The 15708-nt window shown below is 60.3% G+C and carries 22 protein-coding genes and 2 pseudogenes; 7 read left to right on the top strand and 17 right to left on the bottom strand.

Annotated features, from left to right (window positions below; translation table 11 throughout):
* Positions 1 to 173: 173 nt before the first annotated feature.
* The 17 genes and pseudogenes from WA237_RS16715 to WA237_RS16635 form a co-directional block, all read right to left on the bottom strand.
* Positions 174 to 374: a heavy-metal-associated domain-containing protein gene (locus tag WA237_RS16715; RefSeq protein ID WP_009815466.1), complete on the bottom strand. Its 201-nt coding sequence runs from the start codon at positions 372 to 374 to the stop codon at positions 174 to 176.
* 275 nt (positions 375 to 649) lie between these two features.
* Entirely contained in the window at positions 650 to 1390 is a 741-nt protein-coding gene (locus WA237_RS16710) for a cytochrome c biogenesis CcdA family protein (RefSeq protein ID WP_009503821.1), read from the bottom strand.
* Positions 1387 to 1878 carry a hypothetical protein gene (locus WA237_RS16705; protein ID WP_009503822.1) on the bottom strand — a complete coding sequence of 164 codons (492 nt, stop codon included), beginning with the start codon at positions 1876 to 1878 and terminating at the stop codon, positions 1387 to 1389. Before WA237_RS16705 ends, WA237_RS16710 begins: the two co-directional genes overlap by 4 nt.
* Positions 1875 to 2570 (bottom strand): SCO family protein, encoded by a 696-nt coding sequence (locus tag WA237_RS16700; protein ID WP_040618643.1) that lies wholly within the window; start codon positions 2568 to 2570, stop codon positions 1875 to 1877. The genes WA237_RS16705 and WA237_RS16700 overlap by 4 nt, the downstream gene beginning before the upstream one ends.
* A gap of 61 nt (positions 2571 to 2631) precedes the next feature.
* Positions 2632 to 2904 (bottom strand): hypothetical protein, encoded by a 273-nt coding sequence (locus WA237_RS16695; RefSeq protein ID WP_156783514.1) that lies wholly within the window; start codon positions 2902 to 2904, stop codon positions 2632 to 2634.
* 40 nt (positions 2905 to 2944) lie between these two features.
* A complete protein-coding gene (locus WA237_RS16690; protein WP_009815471.1) occupies positions 2945 to 3226 on the bottom strand; it encodes a hypothetical protein in 282 nt (93 codons plus the stop codon).
* Between the two features lie 81 nt (positions 3227 to 3307).
* The gene (locus WA237_RS16685) at positions 3308 to 3820 is read right to left on the bottom strand and encodes a TlpA family protein disulfide reductase (RefSeq protein WP_009815472.1); all 513 of its coding nucleotides are present in this window, start codon (positions 3818 to 3820) and stop codon (positions 3308 to 3310) included.
* The gene (locus tag WA237_RS16680) at positions 3817 to 4410 is read right to left on the bottom strand and encodes a DsbE family thiol:disulfide interchange protein (protein ID WP_009815473.1); all 594 of its coding nucleotides are present in this window, start codon (positions 4408 to 4410) and stop codon (positions 3817 to 3819) included. Before WA237_RS16680 ends, WA237_RS16685 begins: the two co-directional genes overlap by 4 nt.
* The gene (locus WA237_RS16675; protein WP_237267629.1) at positions 4407 to 4784 is read right to left on the bottom strand and encodes a c-type cytochrome; all 378 of its coding nucleotides are present in this window, start codon (positions 4782 to 4784) and stop codon (positions 4407 to 4409) included. The genes WA237_RS16680 and WA237_RS16675 overlap by 4 nt, the downstream gene beginning before the upstream one ends.
* 202 nt (positions 4785 to 4986) lie before the next feature.
* Positions 4987 to 5121 (bottom strand): hypothetical protein, encoded by a 135-nt coding sequence (locus tag WA237_RS16670; RefSeq protein WP_009503829.1) that lies wholly within the window; start codon positions 5119 to 5121, stop codon positions 4987 to 4989.
* A gap of 66 nt (positions 5122 to 5187) precedes the next feature.
* Positions 5188 to 5643, bottom strand: a complete 456-nt coding sequence (locus WA237_RS16665; protein WP_040618661.1) for a DUF411 domain-containing protein — start codon at positions 5641 to 5643, stop codon at positions 5188 to 5190.
* Between the two features lie 38 nt (positions 5644 to 5681).
* On the bottom strand, positions 5682 to 7121 hold the full coding sequence (locus WA237_RS16660) for a multicopper oxidase family protein (RefSeq protein WP_442970277.1): 1440 nt from the start codon (positions 7119 to 7121) through the stop codon (positions 5682 to 5684).
* Between the two features lie 665 nt (positions 7122 to 7786).
* Positions 7787 to 8063, bottom strand: a pseudogene (locus WA237_RS16655) (STAS/SEC14 domain-containing protein).
* A 55-nt stretch (positions 8064 to 8118) separates the two neighbouring features.
* A complete protein-coding gene (locus tag WA237_RS16650) occupies positions 8119 to 9084 on the bottom strand; it encodes a cation diffusion facilitator family transporter (protein WP_336098967.1) in 966 nt (321 codons plus the stop codon).
* Positions 9074 to 9829 carry a transglutaminase-like domain-containing protein gene (locus WA237_RS16645; RefSeq protein ID WP_009815479.1) on the bottom strand — a complete coding sequence of 252 codons (756 nt, stop codon included), beginning with the start codon at positions 9827 to 9829 and terminating at the stop codon, positions 9074 to 9076. Before WA237_RS16645 ends, WA237_RS16650 begins: the two co-directional genes overlap by 11 nt.
* Before the next feature lie 95 nt (positions 9830 to 9924).
* The gene (locus tag WA237_RS16640) at positions 9925 to 10503 is read right to left on the bottom strand and encodes a cation transporter (protein WP_009815480.1); all 579 of its coding nucleotides are present in this window, start codon (positions 10501 to 10503) and stop codon (positions 9925 to 9927) included.
* Between the two features lie 103 nt (positions 10504 to 10606).
* A complete protein-coding gene (locus tag WA237_RS16635; protein ID WP_009815481.1) occupies positions 10607 to 11035 on the bottom strand; it encodes a MerR family transcriptional regulator in 429 nt (142 codons plus the stop codon).
* Between the two features lie 207 nt (positions 11036 to 11242).
* Here WA237_RS16635 and WA237_RS16630 point away from each other — a divergent pair.
* The 7 genes and pseudogenes from WA237_RS16630 to WA237_RS16600 all read left to right on the top strand — a co-directional run bounded on the left by WA237_RS16630 (position 11243) and on the right by WA237_RS16600 (position 15702).
* Positions 11243 to 11672, top strand: a pseudogene (locus tag WA237_RS16630) (SCO family protein).
* A gap of 5 nt (positions 11673 to 11677) precedes the next feature.
* Positions 11678 to 12100: a disulfide bond formation protein B gene (locus tag WA237_RS16625; protein ID WP_009815483.1), complete on the top strand. Its 423-nt coding sequence runs from the start codon at positions 11678 to 11680 to the stop codon at positions 12098 to 12100.
* Positions 12097 to 12756: a DsbA family protein gene (locus WA237_RS16620; RefSeq protein ID WP_009815484.1), complete on the top strand. Its 660-nt coding sequence runs from the start codon at positions 12097 to 12099 to the stop codon at positions 12754 to 12756. The genes WA237_RS16625 and WA237_RS16620 overlap by 4 nt, the downstream gene beginning before the upstream one ends.
* Before the next feature lie 23 nt (positions 12757 to 12779).
* Positions 12780 to 13247, top strand: a complete 468-nt coding sequence (locus WA237_RS16615) for a copper chaperone PCu(A)C (RefSeq protein ID WP_040618647.1) — start codon at positions 12780 to 12782, stop codon at positions 13245 to 13247.
* Positions 13247 to 13873, top strand: coding sequence for an SCO family protein (locus tag WA237_RS16610; RefSeq protein ID WP_009815486.1), 627 nt, complete (start codon positions 13247 to 13249; stop codon positions 13871 to 13873). The genes WA237_RS16615 and WA237_RS16610 overlap by 1 nt, the downstream gene beginning before the upstream one ends.
* The gene (locus WA237_RS16605; RefSeq protein WP_009815487.1) at positions 13870 to 15243 is read left to right on the top strand and encodes a M23 family metallopeptidase; all 1374 of its coding nucleotides are present in this window, start codon (positions 13870 to 13872) and stop codon (positions 15241 to 15243) included. Before WA237_RS16610 ends, WA237_RS16605 begins: the two co-directional genes overlap by 4 nt.
* 3 nt (positions 15244 to 15246) lie before the next feature.
* Positions 15247 to 15702, top strand: coding sequence for a DUF411 domain-containing protein (locus WA237_RS16600; protein WP_040618648.1), 456 nt, complete (start codon positions 15247 to 15249; stop codon positions 15700 to 15702).
* Positions 15703 to 15708: the final 6 nt, after the last annotated feature.

The following is a 15708-nucleotide window of genomic DNA, read 5'->3' as shown; positions in this document are numbered from 1 at the left end:
AATTAGTCAACGCTTACAGCGCGGGAAGGTTTGGCACATTCTAGCGAGGCAGGCGAATTCTCGCTGCGAGCGCTCAAAACTGTTGCGCAATAGATACATAGCAACGTTCACCAGTCAGACAGAAGACGCGAAAATGGTAGTGAGTACTTCAGTAATGACTGGAAGTGCCGGGACTAACTCAGTCTTTGCGATCCGTAGCCCGCATCGTGAATCGCTGCCTTCAGAGCGCTTTCATCCAATGCGCTATCTACCTCGACGGAACGCGCAGTCAGGTCACAGGTGACGGTCGCGTGTGGGTCTATCGTCACAATGGCCTTCTCTATCGACGCGGTGCAATGTCCGCAGTTCATGTCCGGCACGCTGAACCTGATCATCACGATCTCCTTCTTACTGCTGCCATCTAGGCCGTCCCCCTATGGGAAGGTCAATGCCCGAAAAAATTCCTCGATGCATCTGTTGACCTTCCAGCTAATGGAACCCTTATCTCTCGGAGGACCAGGATCAGGAGTCACCCATGTCGGATTCGCATACCCTTCGACTTTCCCTGCAGAACATGTCCTGCGCCTCTTGCGTCGGGCGGGTGGACAAGGCTTTGGCGGCGATAATCCCTACACTGCAGCCATCACACCTAGAGCTGGTTCGAGATTCGTCACCCGATCGTCGCGAGAAAGGGAAACGTCCCCAGCAGCCAATAGGCAAACCGTGACAATTGCCCGGTCATGATGGCAACTCCCATGATGATCATGGCAACACCCGCGCCCTTGTAGAGCCAGCGACCGGCTTTGCCGATCTGCCTTACCCGCGCGGCGATGGCGTCGGTGAAGAGCGCGGCCAGCAGGAAAGGCACCCCCAGTCCAGCGGAATAGATCGACAGCAGCCAGATGCCGTCCGACATGCCGCCGGAGGTCGAACTGAGCGTCAGGATTGCGCCGAGGATCGGACCGATGCAAGGTGTCCAGCCAAAGGCGAAGGCCAGTCCCAGCACGTAGGCCCCAAACGGGCGACCGCCGGGAATGTCGAGATTGAAACGGGTATCGCGCGAGAACGCATTGAGACGAAAGACACCCAGCATGACCAGTCCGAACAGAATGATGATCGCGCCGCCGAGATAGTTCAGCTCGGTGCGCCATGTCAGCAGCAGGGATCCGAGCGCGCTGGCCCCGGCCCCGAGGGCGACGAAGACCGTCGAAAAGCCCAGGACAAAGCAGGCACTCAACCCGAGCGCCCCGGCGCGCGCCCGCAAGCCGACCGACCGCGTCGTGCGCAAATCTGGTTGCCCTGCGATGTACGAGACGTAGCCAGGCACCAGTGGCAGGACACAGGGCGACAGGAACGAAATGGCACCCGCCAGGAAGGCCGCGAAGATGCCGATGCCGGAAATATCCATCATACATCACGATCGTTGTTGAAAGGCCGCCAGACCCACCAGAACGCGACCAGCGGTATCACGATCCATTGCAACACAGGTGACAGGCCCGCATCGAGGATCGGAATGATCGGCATCAGGTCCGAATAGGCCCAGGCCGCGCGGATCACGATGTTGAGCCATTCGCTGAACAGCGTGTATCCGAGCCCGAACACCACCGTCAGGACGGTCACAGACCGCCGCGTCGAGGCGACCAGGGGCCAGCCCCGGCCCGACAGCATGAGGGCAAGCATCAGCGCGCTCATGGCGATCAGGATATCGCCACCCGTGCAATGGACGGCTGCGAAGACAATCTCACCCCAAGTGCCCTCGTTCCAGATCGTGTAGAGCGGCATATGCGCGAACTCCCAGATCAAGTTGGCCGGGATGATCACCGCAAAATACCGACGCAGAGCTGTCAGGGAAACTCCGTCTGTCGAGGACAGCCTGACGCCAGTCGCGACGACACTCATTGAAACACACCTGTCAGCCGGTCCCACCAGCTGGGCTCCCGGCGTCGATGCTGGGCGTTGTTGATCAACTCGCTGACATAGAGGATCAGGTTCACGTTCTTGAAGTCCATGCCATGGAATTTTGCAGCGAACCGCCCGCCGATGTCCACGACATGGGTGACCGCTCCGTGCATCATCATGTCGCTGTCGGCGGTCATCGTGAACTCCAGCCCATATTCCCGCGCCAGAAGGCGCGTCGCGTCATTGGCCTGATCGGATCGTTTGGTCAGAATGACCCAGTTGCTCGGATCGAGCCCATGCCGGTCCGCGTAATCGCGCAGCACGTCCGGCGTGTCATTCACCGGATCGGTGGTGATCGAGATGAACTGCACAAGATCCTTCATCGGACCGTCGTTGATCGAGGCCTGAATCGCCGCGATCTTGTCCGTATGGAGCGGGCAGATATCCGGGCAGTCGGCGTAGATGAAATGAAGGATGACGACCTTGTCGCTGAAATCCGACAGGCGCACAGGATTCCCCTCGGAATCCTGCAACTCGAAACCCGGAGCCTGCGCTGCATCGATAGCCTGGAAGTATGGCTCCATCTCGAACATGCGCGCATCCAGGTTTTGCCCCGGATGATTGGCGAAGGCCGGCGAGGAGATCGTGGCCGCGATGGTCGCCAAGGCGGCGCGCCGTGTCAGTGCTGTCAATTCTTATATCCTTACAATAAATGCCTGCCGATCCGTGGACCAACAGGCATCATTAGCAACTCTAGCCGTCCGATTTTTCCGACGGCATCATGCCACCGTCCATTTTCTCGGTCATGGACGCCATCATCTCGGTGCAGGCTTCCATCATGGGCTTCATTTCGGCCATCATCTTCATCATGCCCGCCATGTCGCCGTCCATCATGCCGCTTTGCATGGCATCATCATTCTGCATCATTTCGCCCGTTTCCAGGGTGGTCTGTTCCTGGGCGCTGGCGGCAAATGCACTTGCGGTAAGGGCCATCGCAACGACGAAAGTTGTAAGTGTTTTTCTCATGGTTTTCTCCTTGGGTTGATCGTGTGGTTATCGAAAGAACTCAGTCGGGAGACGCCCCGTCCGGCGATTTGGAGCAGCCCTTTCCAGACCCGCCCTTCATGCACAGACCCAGGCCGCACATCGCGGCACAGGGGGCCAGCGAGACCAGAACGGGCGCGAGCCCGATCGCGGTGAGCCATCCCCAGTTCAGGGCCATGCCGCCCCCCATCACGGTTGCCGCACCGACGAACAGCAATCGTCTGCGCGTCAGCCACCGGGGCCAGTTGCCTGCGCTTTCAATGTCGGTGGCACCCGCAATGCTGGAAGGTGATATGTCGGTCATCCGAAAAATCCTTTCGATGTTAGTGAGATAGTCATTCCAGTAACTGGAAGGTCAAGGGTGAGGGAACGTCTTCTGGGGAACTCATTCGATAAATCCGCGCAGAAAGGACACCATTTCGGGGTCGTCCCACTCGGCTGGTCCGACCAGTCGCCCGAGCTCCCGCCCCTGCGCGTCGATCAGGATTGTCGTCGGCAGGCCAACGGTGCGCAGCGCGGTCATCGAGAGCATGGTCTGATCGACATACATATTGAGGTTGGTAACACCGATTTCGTCGTAGAAGCGCCGAACCACTTGTGATCCGGCCCGGTCGATGGAAAGGGCGACCACTTCGAAGTCGTCGCCGCCAAGTTCCGCCTGAAGCGCATCCAGCGTCGGCATCTCTTCGCGGCAGGGGACGCACCAGGTTGCCCAGACATTCACGAGGATCACCTTGCCGCGAAAATCTTCCATGTCTCCCCGGTTGCCGTCTTCTTTCTCGTAGCGCACATTGGCGACAGGCTGCGGGGTGTCATGCAGTGCAAACCCCTGCGGCCCGGCAAACGCCGCGCCGACGGACAGTGCCCAGGCGATTAGCACCGGTTTCAGAATTTTCATGGCGTTGTCTCCTTGGCGGATTGGGTTTTGAGGTCACGGACGATCGGCAGCAGCGTATCCTGCAGGATCGCTCGCGTGATCGGACCGACATGGCGGTAGGCGATGGTGCCATCGGCGATGACGTAGGTTTCGGGCACGCCATAGACGCCCCATTCGATACCGGCGCGTCCGTTGATGTCGGCCCCGATGCGCGCGTAGGGATCACCCAACTCGTCGAGCCAGGCGCGCGCCTGATCGGGCGGGTCCTTGTAGTTGATTCCGTAGAGCGGCACCTCACCGGTTGCACTCAACTCCATGAACAACGGGTGTTCGGCACGGCAGGGCACACACCACGAGGCGAAGACGTTCACCAGTGACACGTGTCCGATCAGGTCCTGCGTCGAAAGACCTTCTTCTCGGCCGAGCACCGGGGGCAGCGCGAAGTCGGGCACGGGTTTGCCGAGAAGTGCCGACGGCAAGTCGTCGCCACCCCTGAAAAGCCCCCAACCGAACAGGACCATGAGGGCAAAAGCTATCAGCGGAACCAGCACGAACCCGGAGATACTGCGTCGCGACACAGGGTCGGCATTTCCCTCGACCTCTTCCGTCATGGCTGCGCCTGCTCATCGGCAAGGGATCGGCTTTCCTGCGACGCGCGGATCCGGTTGGGCCATGTGCTCTTGATGTAGTCAATGATCGCCGTGATCTCATCGTCTGTCAGCACATCCTCATATCCGGGCATGTCGCTTTCGTACCCGTTCCCGACAATCGCCGCCGGTCCGCGTTTCACGATGTCGAGCAATACGCGGTCGGGGTGATGCCAGGTATGGCCGGAGGCGTCGTGCGGCGGGGCAGGCAACCTGCCGTTCGGCAATCGTGTGCGCCAATCTGATTGCCCCTCCAGGTTTGCCCCATGGCAACTGGCACAATTCTCTTGATAAAGGCGCTCGCCCATGAGCACGTCGCTCTGCGCCGCTACGGGCAAAACCGTCGTGGCGAGCAGGACAGCCGAGAGCCTAATCGTGTTTTTCACTAAGTTTCCGCCTTCTTGTTACGAGCCACCTACAGAGGACGATTAGTGCCGCGAGCGACGACAGGACGAGCAGGACGCAAAGCGCCCAGACCAACCCCATCGACAACAGGCTATCGCCGCTGCTGGCACCCTCAATCCGCATTCTGGCACATTTCTATTTTCCGCTGTCCGAGCGGATGTATTTGACCAAGGCGATCGCCGCGAGCACCAGCACACCCACGATCAGCAACCAGACGAGGCCCATCGCAATCATCATGCCGCCGCCCATCATTCCACCGTCCATCATCATGCATTCCATCCTTTGTTTTCCCTTGAAACCGGTCTGGCACGGGTTCGCACCAGACCGCGCGATTGATCATTCGACCGAATATACGGTCGGGCTCACACCTTCCTCGACGGTGTAAATCTTGAAGGGCTCCTGTTTCGCGCCGCCCATACCCGGCGACCCCAATGGCATGCCGGGAAGAGTCACGCCGGCAATTTCCGGGCGCTCTTCCAGCAGCCTGTTGACGACATCAATCGGCACGTGGCCGCTGATGACGTAATCGTCCAAAAAGCCTGTATGGCAGCCTTGGAAGTCATCCGGGATGCCCGCATCGCGGCTGATCTGCGCCAGATCGTGGGTCGGCTTCACCTCCACCGTGAAACCGTTCTCGCGCAGATAATCCGCGTAGCTTTCGCAGCATCCGCATTGCGGGTTCTTGTAGAGCGTGGCCTCCTGCGCTGAGGCTGGGGCTGCATGCAGGCTCATCGCAAGGACGGCGGCGACTCCAGCTGTGCCGAGGCTGGCAAATCCAAGTATCTTTTCCATCGGTTCGTTCCTTTTCGTGGTCATTGGTTTGTGAGATTTCAGGTTTTGGTCGTGCCGGGATCGACGCGGATGACGCCCATCATGCCCGCCGCCTGGTGTTCCAGGATGTGGCAGTGGAACATCCAGTCGCCGGGGTTGTCCGCCACGAAGGCGATCTCGACCCGTTCTTCGGGTGCCATCAGGACGGTGTCCTGCCACTCCCGATATTGTGTCGGTTGCCCGTTGCGCGCGATCACACGGAACGAATGCCCATGAAAATGGATCGGATGGTGCCAAGCGGTGCGATTATCCATCTCGAACACGTGCGACGTGCCCTGCGGCAGGACGAGCAAGGGATCCATCATATGCCCCGTCGCGGCTTCGCCGTTGATGAACCACATGTTGCCCTCGCGCATCTGATCCATCATCGACCCCATGTCGCCACCCATCATCATCTGCCCCATCATTCCGCCATTGAAGACGATCTGGTGCCGCGCGGCCGACGCCATGTCCGGTTCGGCCAGCGGGTTGGGCGGCAGGTCCATCGACCAATCCGGCACACTGTCCCGCAGCCTGTCAGGCCCGTAGACGAGATCGACCAGACGGTATTCGAGGCCTTCGTAAAAGACATCGGTGACCGTGACGGCCTCTCCGGGTTTGCCGGTCATGTCGATTACCAGATCGACACGCATCGCCGGGCCGATCACCACGACCCCGCCGTCAGGGGCATGGGGCGTCACGGGTTGACCGTCCAGCGCGACCACGACTGGTTCAAAATCTCCAAAATCCAGCCCGAATATCCGCGCGTTCGCCGCGTTGATTAGCCGCAAGCGGATGCGCTCACCGGATTGCACCGAGATCCGTTCGGGGATCTCACCGTCGATGGTCACGGAATTGCCAATACGACCGCCGTGCATCGCGTCATGGCGGTTGCCGAAGTCATCCGACAACTGCCCCGCCCGCGTCATGCGCCAGTCGTCCAGCATCCAGGTCAGGTCACGATCCACGCGGATCGGGTCCACCTCCTCGACGATCAGCGGCCCGTAGAGTCCACGTCCGACCTGTTCCGAACTGCGCTGGTGCGGGTGATACCAGAACGTGCCCGCATCCAGTGCATCGAATTCGTACAGGAAATTGCCATTAACCGGGATCGGGTCCTGCGTGAGGAACGGCACTCCGTCCATCGCATTGGGCGTGCGGATGCCATGCCAGTGGATTGTGGTCCCTTCATCTAACCCATTCTGAGCCAAAACCAGCAATCGGTCGCCCTGCCGGACCCTGATTTCAGGACCGGGGACGGACCCGTTATAGCTCCAGACATTAGTCGGGCCGTATGGTGACGGGCGCAGGGCGGCCTGTCCGGATGCCGCGCGTAGGACGAATGGGTCCCCAGTTGGATCGGCCATCGCCATTCGTGCAGGTGACAGAGCGGATAGGGCTGTGAATGCGGCACCTGTGCGAAGCACGCGCCTTCGTGAAGTCGGTCTGTGGAGAATCATCGCAACTGCCTTGATCTGAAAGGGTCGCACTCAGCCAGCTTCGGCCAAGGCAACAATCAGGCCTCGCAGCAGGCGAGGCCGGTTTCAGGTTCAGACAGGCAGTTTGGGAGGGAATGGATCAAGCGACGGATTCGTGCCGAGTGAGATCAGAGGTTCGGCACCCAGGACGGCAGTACCAAAAGGCCTCGTGAGCCGCGCTGACGGCATATTGACAAGGAGGCCAGAAGTACCGCTGGAGCCGCAAGGAACAGGACACCCACCTTCACAGGCAGTGCCCTCAGCAAATCCGGTGGGATAGCACCCGCCGCAACGGCCATCCGCGCTCTCGGAGGGGTCCATCTGCGCCATAGCCGTGACCGACATACTGGCCGACGACACATCCGGCGCAGTCACTGCACCGAAGGTCAGCATGAGAATCAAAACAAGGCGAAAAACGCGGAACATAAACAGTTTTTACAACCTTCCAGTAAGGGGAGGTCAAGCGATATTCTGTAACTTGGACGTGATGTCCCTGTAGCCTCACGATCTTGAGGCGGATGTCATTTCACTCGAATCGCACATCGGCGCACAGTACCCGGTTAAAGTCGCTACGTAGTAGGTCCGGATTCGCCAGAAGCATTATTCCATATCCAATTCAGTTAGTCCTTTTCTTGCAGAATCGTTGGCTACCCGTCACGCGCCCACGCAAGTGCGGACTCGGTATCGCTGGATTCGAACCACTGCATCTCGGAGCCCGTCAGTAGGTTGACCACCCGTGCGCCCCATTCCATCCATCTGCGTTCTCCGACAACCGCTATGCGACAGAAATCGTTCACGTGTAGTGTCGATCTTCAGAACTTCCAGGATCGCCGAAGGCTCTTCGTAGCCCTCGAAACTTGTAAGGTCGAGAACCAGACCCGGATTATCGGTTGTTCCAAGACGTTCATGAAGCAGCGCGTGCATTTTCTTGAAGTCTGCCTCTGTCAACTTGCCTTCGCAGACGAGCCCGATGACATCATCATGCTCGGTCAGCGTTTCCTTGAACATTGGTCTTCTCCTTTTCACTTGCGTTGCCGTGACCGTAGAGATCGGCGTTCTGATGAGCGCGATCCTCATGCTCAAATTCGAGACTGGAATGGCTGATGCCGAACTCTTCCTTCAGCCGCTTCTTGATCGCGCTCTTGATCTCTTCGATCTTCGACCAGCCCTCGGTTGCCACGACGACATGGCAGTCGAGCGCAGCCTCGTGCTCTTGCATTTGCCAGAGATGGACGTGGTGGACGTCGGCGACGCCTTCGACTTTCCTCATCGCTTCGACGACGGCCTCGTTGTCGATGTCCGGCGGGCTCCCGAGCATCAGGGTTCGGATTGGGCCGCCTATTTCGGTGAAGGACAGATACAGGATGTAGAGCGCGATGCCGATGGTGATGGCCGGATCAACCCAACGCATTTCATAGAGTATAATGAGCGTCCCGCCGACTATCACGGCCACTGAAGCCAACGCATCCGAAAGGTTGTGGAGAAAAAGCGCACGGATGTTCACGCTCCCCTTCTGCATCGAGTAGGTCAGCATTGCGGTCAGCGTGTCGACCACAAGCGCGATTCCACCGAGAATGACGACGGTCCACCCCATGACTTCGGGTGGATCAATCATGCGCATGCCACCTTCGTAGATCAGATAGAAGCCGATCAAGATGAGGGTGGTGTAGTTGATCAGGGCTGCGACGATTTCGACCCGGCCATAGCCGAAGGTCATGCGCTCATCGGCCGGGCGGCGCGCGATCTTGCGTGCGGCGAAGGCAATGACAAGCGAGGCCATATCGGAAAAGTTGTGCAGCGCATCGGCGATCAGTGCCAGACTGCCCGAGAATATGCCCCCGACGACTTGCGCAACGGTAAGTAGCCCGTTTGCCCAGATGGCGATGGCAACCCGCCGGTCCCCAGAATTCGGATCGATATGCGCGTGCCCGTGGTCATGTGGCATTGGCAGGCTCCGCGTGCGCGTGTGTCGCGCGTCGGTCAGTCTTCAGGCGGCCGCTGCGGAAACCACGTACGCGCGCATTCATCCAGTGGCGTATTATATGACGGTAAAGGGCGCCACGCAGCCATCCAAAGGATTGCTCATGGGACAAATAGAAGGCGTCCGGCGTATCGTACACGCCAAAATCTTGCACAATGCCGGTTTTCTGAATGTAGGTATCTTCTCCGTTCCAGGCGACGGGAGGCGCGCCAAGGCAATCCGTGCCCGCGCCATAACCGCAGAGACTTTCTGTGTTCGAGAATGACGTTTGCAGGACATCGAGGAAAGCGTCATCCAGGATGAAGCCTTCAAGGTTGATCCAGGCACCTTGAAATTCGATCTCGACCCATGAGTGGAGAATTTCCTGCGGAGCAAGCGGATACACCAGCTCAGGGACAACACCGCGCTGCAAGCCTTTGTGGATCGTGAAGCCATGCAACCGGCAACGAATGCCAACACCACGCAGCAGCGCCATCAAGAGCGTCCCTTTGGTATTGCACTGCCCATAGCCGTCGGAAAGCACATCCGAGGCGGGGATGTCGTCGGCTCGATTGTATCCGAACGCGATTTCATTCCGAACGAAATCATAGGCAGCTCCGGTCCGATCGTATTCGGATAAGCCGCGCCAGCCGCGGGTCTCAATTAGATGCGCAAGAGGCGCGGCCTCAAAATCCAGTAGTTTGGTGGGTGCAAGTAAAGGGTCGGTCATCTGCAACGGAGTCGCTCCTCGAATCGTCTTGGAACAAACCTAATTGCTATAGTCACTATAGCTTCAACCCTTACTTTAGAAAGAATCTCCCGCAACTATTTGCCCGTGTGAACCGCTTTGTGGTGTTCGCCGTGGGCGTCGCGTAGAATATCGATACCGCCCCAGGCCGCGATCCCGGCGACAATCACGCCGACGACGAGGTCCGGCCAGTTGGTTCCCAGCCAGGCGACGAGGCCGCCAGCCAAGACGATTCCGAGGTTCGCGGCGAAATCGTTGTAACTGAAGGTGTTGGCCGCGCGGATGTTGACGTCCGGATTTTTGAGTTTAGCGAGCAGCCAGACGCAGACTGCGTTGATCGCCGCCGCAAACAGGGCCATGGCGATCATGATCGTCCCGAGCGGATCTGACCCGCCGATGTAGCGGCGCCATGCATCGTAGAGGATACCAGCGGCGAACAGGATCAGCAGCCCGCCGGAAACGTTCGCCGCCCCGCGTTTCCATTTGTCGGATCGGGACAAAGCGAAAAGGCTGATCGCGTAGACGAAGCTGTCGGAGAGGTTATCGAGCCCGTTGGCGATCAGGGCACTTGAGTCGCCGAAGGCGCCTGTTGCGAAAAAGGCCACGGCCAAACCGATATTGAGCGCCAGAACGATCCAAAGCGTCCGTCTCTCCATTGAATTTTGTCTAGCAGCCATTTTGTGGTTCCAGCCTGTGTTGTACGACACATTAACTTCTGCGGCTGATCTGCGTTCCAGCCGGAATGTTGGCTGAATTCCTTCAGGCCCCGATTTCCTCGTGCTCGGTCAGGCATTCCGAATGGTCCCGCAACACCTCAAGCACCTTGCAGTCTCCCGTCCGCCCGCCGCTGCATTCGTGAACCATGCGTTTCAGTTCGGTGCGCAGCGCCTTCAGGCGCGCCATGCGCTGGTCCACCTGTTTGAGCTGGCGACGCGCGATGGCATCGGCCTCGTGGCAGGACCGGTTGGGATGGTCGCTGAGGTCGAGCAGCTCGCGGATCGCATCGAGCGAGAAACCGAGTTGTCGCGAGTGGCGGATGAAGGACAGTCGATCGAGCTGTGCATTGTCGTAGCGCCTCTGTCCGCCTTCGGTTCTGCCAGGTTCGGGCATGAGTCCGATCTGTTCGTAGTACCGGATGGTCTGCACTTTTGTGCCAGTCTTCTTTGACAGAGTACCGATCGTGAGCATTTTAGCCTCCATGAAAAAGATACAGTCTGTGTAGGTTTTGCCGTCGGAATAAACAAGTGTCGGATTCACAGACGCGTGAGTTCAAGCTATACCATGATTTCGCGCTTGAACCTCTAGCTGCTAGAGGATGTATCCGCACATGCAATAAGAATCAAAAGCAGGCGAACAGGATTGTCCCTTACATCAGCACAGAAGTTTCTTTGGGTTTTGGCAGGCGTGGCAGCGCTTGCCTTCGTATGGCTTTTGCTCTGGTCCGATTATCGTGCCGATAGCGCCCGAACTGACGCCGAGCCGCCTTTTTTCGCTGAGTTCGAACTGACGGACCACCAGGGTATGGTTCAAACCGAGGAGGGCTTTGCAGGGCGCTGGATGCTGGTTTTTTTCGGCTTTACCAACTGCCCCGACGTCTGCCCGACGACACTGTCTGAGGTCGCGGCAGTGATGGACGGTCTGGGCGACGATGCCGCCAAGGTCCAGCCGATTTGAGCGCGTCGAAGAGGCCGCAGCGCCGGATGGTTACACGATGGGCCACACGTCGCATTTGTTCCTCTTCGATCCCGACGCGGGCTTCGCCGACTCCTGGCCCTACGGCACCTCCGCCGAAGAGATCCTCGCCGATCTGGAAGAGAGGATCTGACTGACATGAACCGCATATCCGGAGAAACAGCCCTCGGGCTGGCGTGGATCATCGCGCTCGTCGCCTCACTTGCCGTGCTTTTCATCGGCGAGGTGCTGGGGCAGACGCCCTGTGTGCTGTGCTGGTTCCAGCGCGCCTTCATGTTCCCCTTGGCCATTGTCCTCGGGCTCGGCCTTTGGTGGCGGGACGGCCGTGTGGGGCGCTACGGCATCGCATTGGCGCTTGGCGGCGGCGCAGTCGCCCTCTGGCACATGGGGCTGTACGTCGGTCTTGTTCCCGAACGCATCCAGCCCTGCACGGCCACCGGCCCCTCTTGCACCGATGACAACCAACTGGTCTTCGGCATCCCGATCCCGCTGATGGCGCTCGCCGCCTTCGCGCTGATCGGAGCGCTGTCGGCCCTTTCATTGAAGGACACACGAACATGAACCGACGCGGCCTGATCCTGTCCGTTCTCGCCCTCGGCGTCGCCGGTTTCGGCGGAGCGACCTGGTTTGCAACCCGCCCCGGCCCGTTGGCCGAAGCCGAGCCCGTTGCGCCGGAACTCGCGGACGCGATGATCCGCCCCTACTCGCCCATCCTCGGGCCTGCGGAAGCGCCCGTCACGATCGTCGAATTCTTCGATCCGGCCTGCGAGGCCTGTCGCGCCTTTCATCCCATCGTGAAGGACATCATGGCCGAGCATGGGGATGCTGTCCGCGTCGTGATCCGCTACACGCCCTTCCACGGCGCGGCATCCGAGGAAGCGATCCGCGTGCTCGAGACGGCGCGTATGCAGGACGTTTACGTGCCGGTGCTCGAGGCCGTTCTGCGGGAACAGCCGAGATGGGCGGCGCACGGTGCCCCGGAGCCCGGCCTAATCCTTCAGATCGCCGCCACGGCCGGGCTCGATGCAGACGCCGCGCGCACGCAAATGCTGGCACCGGATGTCGTAGCAATTCTGAACCAGGATCGTGCCGACGTCGAGACCGTGGGAATTCGCCAGACGCCCACATTCTTCGTGAACGGCACGCCGCTCGATCCATTCGGAGAGGCAGAATTGCGTCGCCTAGTGGCCGCCGAAGTCGCTGCAGTGCAAAGCTGAATGGAAAGGGCAGGATCAGAACGATGAGAAAGTATATTTTGACCAGCACACTGGCGGCGCTTTTTGCCCTTGGAGGGCTCTCGGTGCCCGCGCTGGCCGGACCCGAGGATGTTGTCGTCGTGAACGCGTGGTCCCGCGCCTCCATCGGGATGAACCGTCCCGGGGCCGCCTACATGACGATCCGCAACACTGGCGACGAGCCGGTGACGCTGATCGGTCTTACAACACCGCTCGCGATGATGCCCGAAATTCACGAGACGAAGACAAATGCCGAAGGTGTGAGTTCCATGAGCCCGGCGGGGGAGATCGCGATCGCCCCGGGCGAGAGCGTCGCGCTCGAACCGGGGGGCCTGCACGCAATGCTGATGCGGCTGCAAGAACTGATGACGGAAGGGGACACCTTTCCGCTGACCCTGCTTTTCGACGACGGAGGCGAAGTGACGGTCGAGGTGCCGATCCTCGGAATCGCCGCGCGGGGGCCTGAGGACTGATGCGGCGACGGGCGATCCTGGGGTACGGGGCGGCTGGTGTCGGGGCGGTCGCCCTGATGCTCTTCGTCGGTTGGTGGCAGGTCGATGGACCCGGTGGACCCGAACCTGTCGGGCAGCGGCCTGTGGCCCTGACCGAGATGGATTTTCGTCTGACGGATCATGAGGGCAACGCGGTCGGGCGGGAAACCCTGATCGGGCGACCGACGATGGCGTTCTTCGGCTTCACCTACTGTCCCGATGTCTGCCCGACCACGCTCTCGGACATTTCGGGATGGCTCGACGATCTGGGAGACGAGGCCGACAAGATGAACGTGGTTTTCATCACGGTCGATCCTGAGCGCGATACCGTCGCGGCGATGGCCGAATATGTCAGCTACTTTCATCCGGCGATCCGCGGCTGGACGGGGCCGGAGGAGCAGATAGCGCGCGTCGCGGACGGCTTCCGCGCCACCTACGAGCAAGTACCGACGGAGAGCGGCGATTACACGATGAACCACACCGCGAGCGTCTTCCTGTTCGCAGCCTCTGGGCGGTTCGTCACCATGATCGACTATCACGAAGCCAGAGAATACGCGGTGCCGAAAATTCGCCGCGCGCTGGCAGAAGAAATGGAGGGGGCGACATGAGGCTCAGAACTTTGGCGGCGGGTGTCGCAATTGCGGGGACGGTTTCGGGAGCGGCTATCGCCATCTCTGATTTCATGTCGAAAGAACCCGTGCCGCCGGAACTTGCCCAGGCAGGTAGCTGGATGCCCCAAGGTCCTGAAGCCCCTAGAAACGTTGACATCCTGGTGACGCTGCCCGCGACGGCATGGGCAGAGGATGCACCCGACCTCGGCCCCCTGCCCCTTCTGCAGGTCGCGTTTGCCGACAGGCCGGTAAGGGCGATCGAGCCACCGCTGTCGACGTGGTCGCGCGACATTGCACCTGGCGAGACGCTCGATTTCTTGCTGTCCGAAGCTGGACTTGCGGCACCTGACAGAGCCGAAGTTGCCCTCGCGCTTGGCGCGGAATACGATCTGCGACGGCTGCGGCCGGGGCACTCGGTCACTGTCGCTTCGACCGTGGACGGCAGCCCCCGCACCGTCTCACTCGCCGTCGAGGACGGGGTTCGGATCGAGGTGGTTTTCGGCGAGCAGTTGTCTACGCAGGTAGTGGCTCCGGATCCGGAGATCGTAACCCTTGCCGGCGAAGCCGTGATCGACAGCTCTATCTTCGCGGCACTCGACGAAGCCGGCATACCCGCCCGTTTTTCCGTGGACCTTGCGCAGATGCTGGGTGGGACCGTGGATTTCCGCCGCGAGTTGGCCGGTGGCGAGACACTAAGGCTTCTTTGGCGCGAGGCGCGTGTGGGCGAGGACAGGATCGGACAACCCGATCTTGCCTTTGCCGCATTGGAGATCGGCGGTTCGCTTTACGAGATCGTATGGCCGGACGACGGCAGCGGTCAGGCGACGATCTACGTCGATGGCGAGGTGCTGCGCGTCTTCGCACAGCCGGTCGAGGGTGCGCGCCTCAGCTCGGTGTTCGGACGCCGCACGCATCCGGTCTTTGGCAACGTCCGGATGCACACCGGCGTCGATTTCGCAGCGGCACGTGGGACACCGGTTCAATCGACGGCACCGGGGCGGGTCAGTTTCATCGGCTGGCGAGGCGGCTATGGTCGAGTGGTCGAAATCGCCCACGGCTCCGACACCATGACGCGCTATGCGCATCTGAGCGCCGTGCCGGATGGCCTGGCACAAGGCCAACGCGTTGCGGCGGGAGATGTGATCGGCCGCGTCGGCGCGACTGGCACGGCGACAGGTCCGAACCTACACTACGAAGTCCTCGTGGATGGGCGCCCGACTGACCCCCTCGCTGACGACCGGCTCGCCGAAGCAGCTGAGAGCGAAGCGGATGATACCGCCGCGCTCTCGCGTCTGGCCGAGGCGCGCGCGCTTCTGAATCAAAACCTCGGCAGCGAGATTGCCGAAACGACAACCGAAAGGCTCTGACCCATGAAACGCATGACCCAAGCTCTGGCAATCACCCTCGCCCTGTTACCAGCGGCAAAGGCCCTCGCAGAGGCAACGGCGATCGACGTCCGCAAGACGAACGGTTGCGGCTGTTGCCTGTCTTGGATGAACCATCTCGAAGAAAACGGGTTTGCGCCGACGGGCGAGAACATGTTCGGTGGGTCGCTGGTTCGCTTCAAGCTCGACAACGGCGTGCCGCAGCGCATGGTCTCCTGCCACACCGCGCTCATTGATGGCTACGTGATCGAAGGCCATGTCCCGGCCGCTGACATCCGCCGCATTCTCGAGGAGCGCCCGGACGCCGTCGGCCTCGCCGTTCCGGGGATGCCCTATGGCTCGCCCGGCATGGGGCCAGAAGACGACCGCGAGGCCTATGATGTCTTCCTCATCCGCAAGGACGGGTCGACGGAAGTCTTTTCGAGCTACGCCGAAGGATAATCTGGC

Origin of the sequence: Roseovarius sp. CH_XMU1461, from assembly GCF_037027165.1 — a bacterium.
In the GTDB taxonomy this organism is placed as follows: domain Bacteria; phylum Pseudomonadota; class Alphaproteobacteria; order Rhodobacterales; family Rhodobacteraceae; genus Roseovarius; species Roseovarius nubinhibens.
This window is presented reverse-complemented; position numbering and strand designations above follow the sequence as displayed.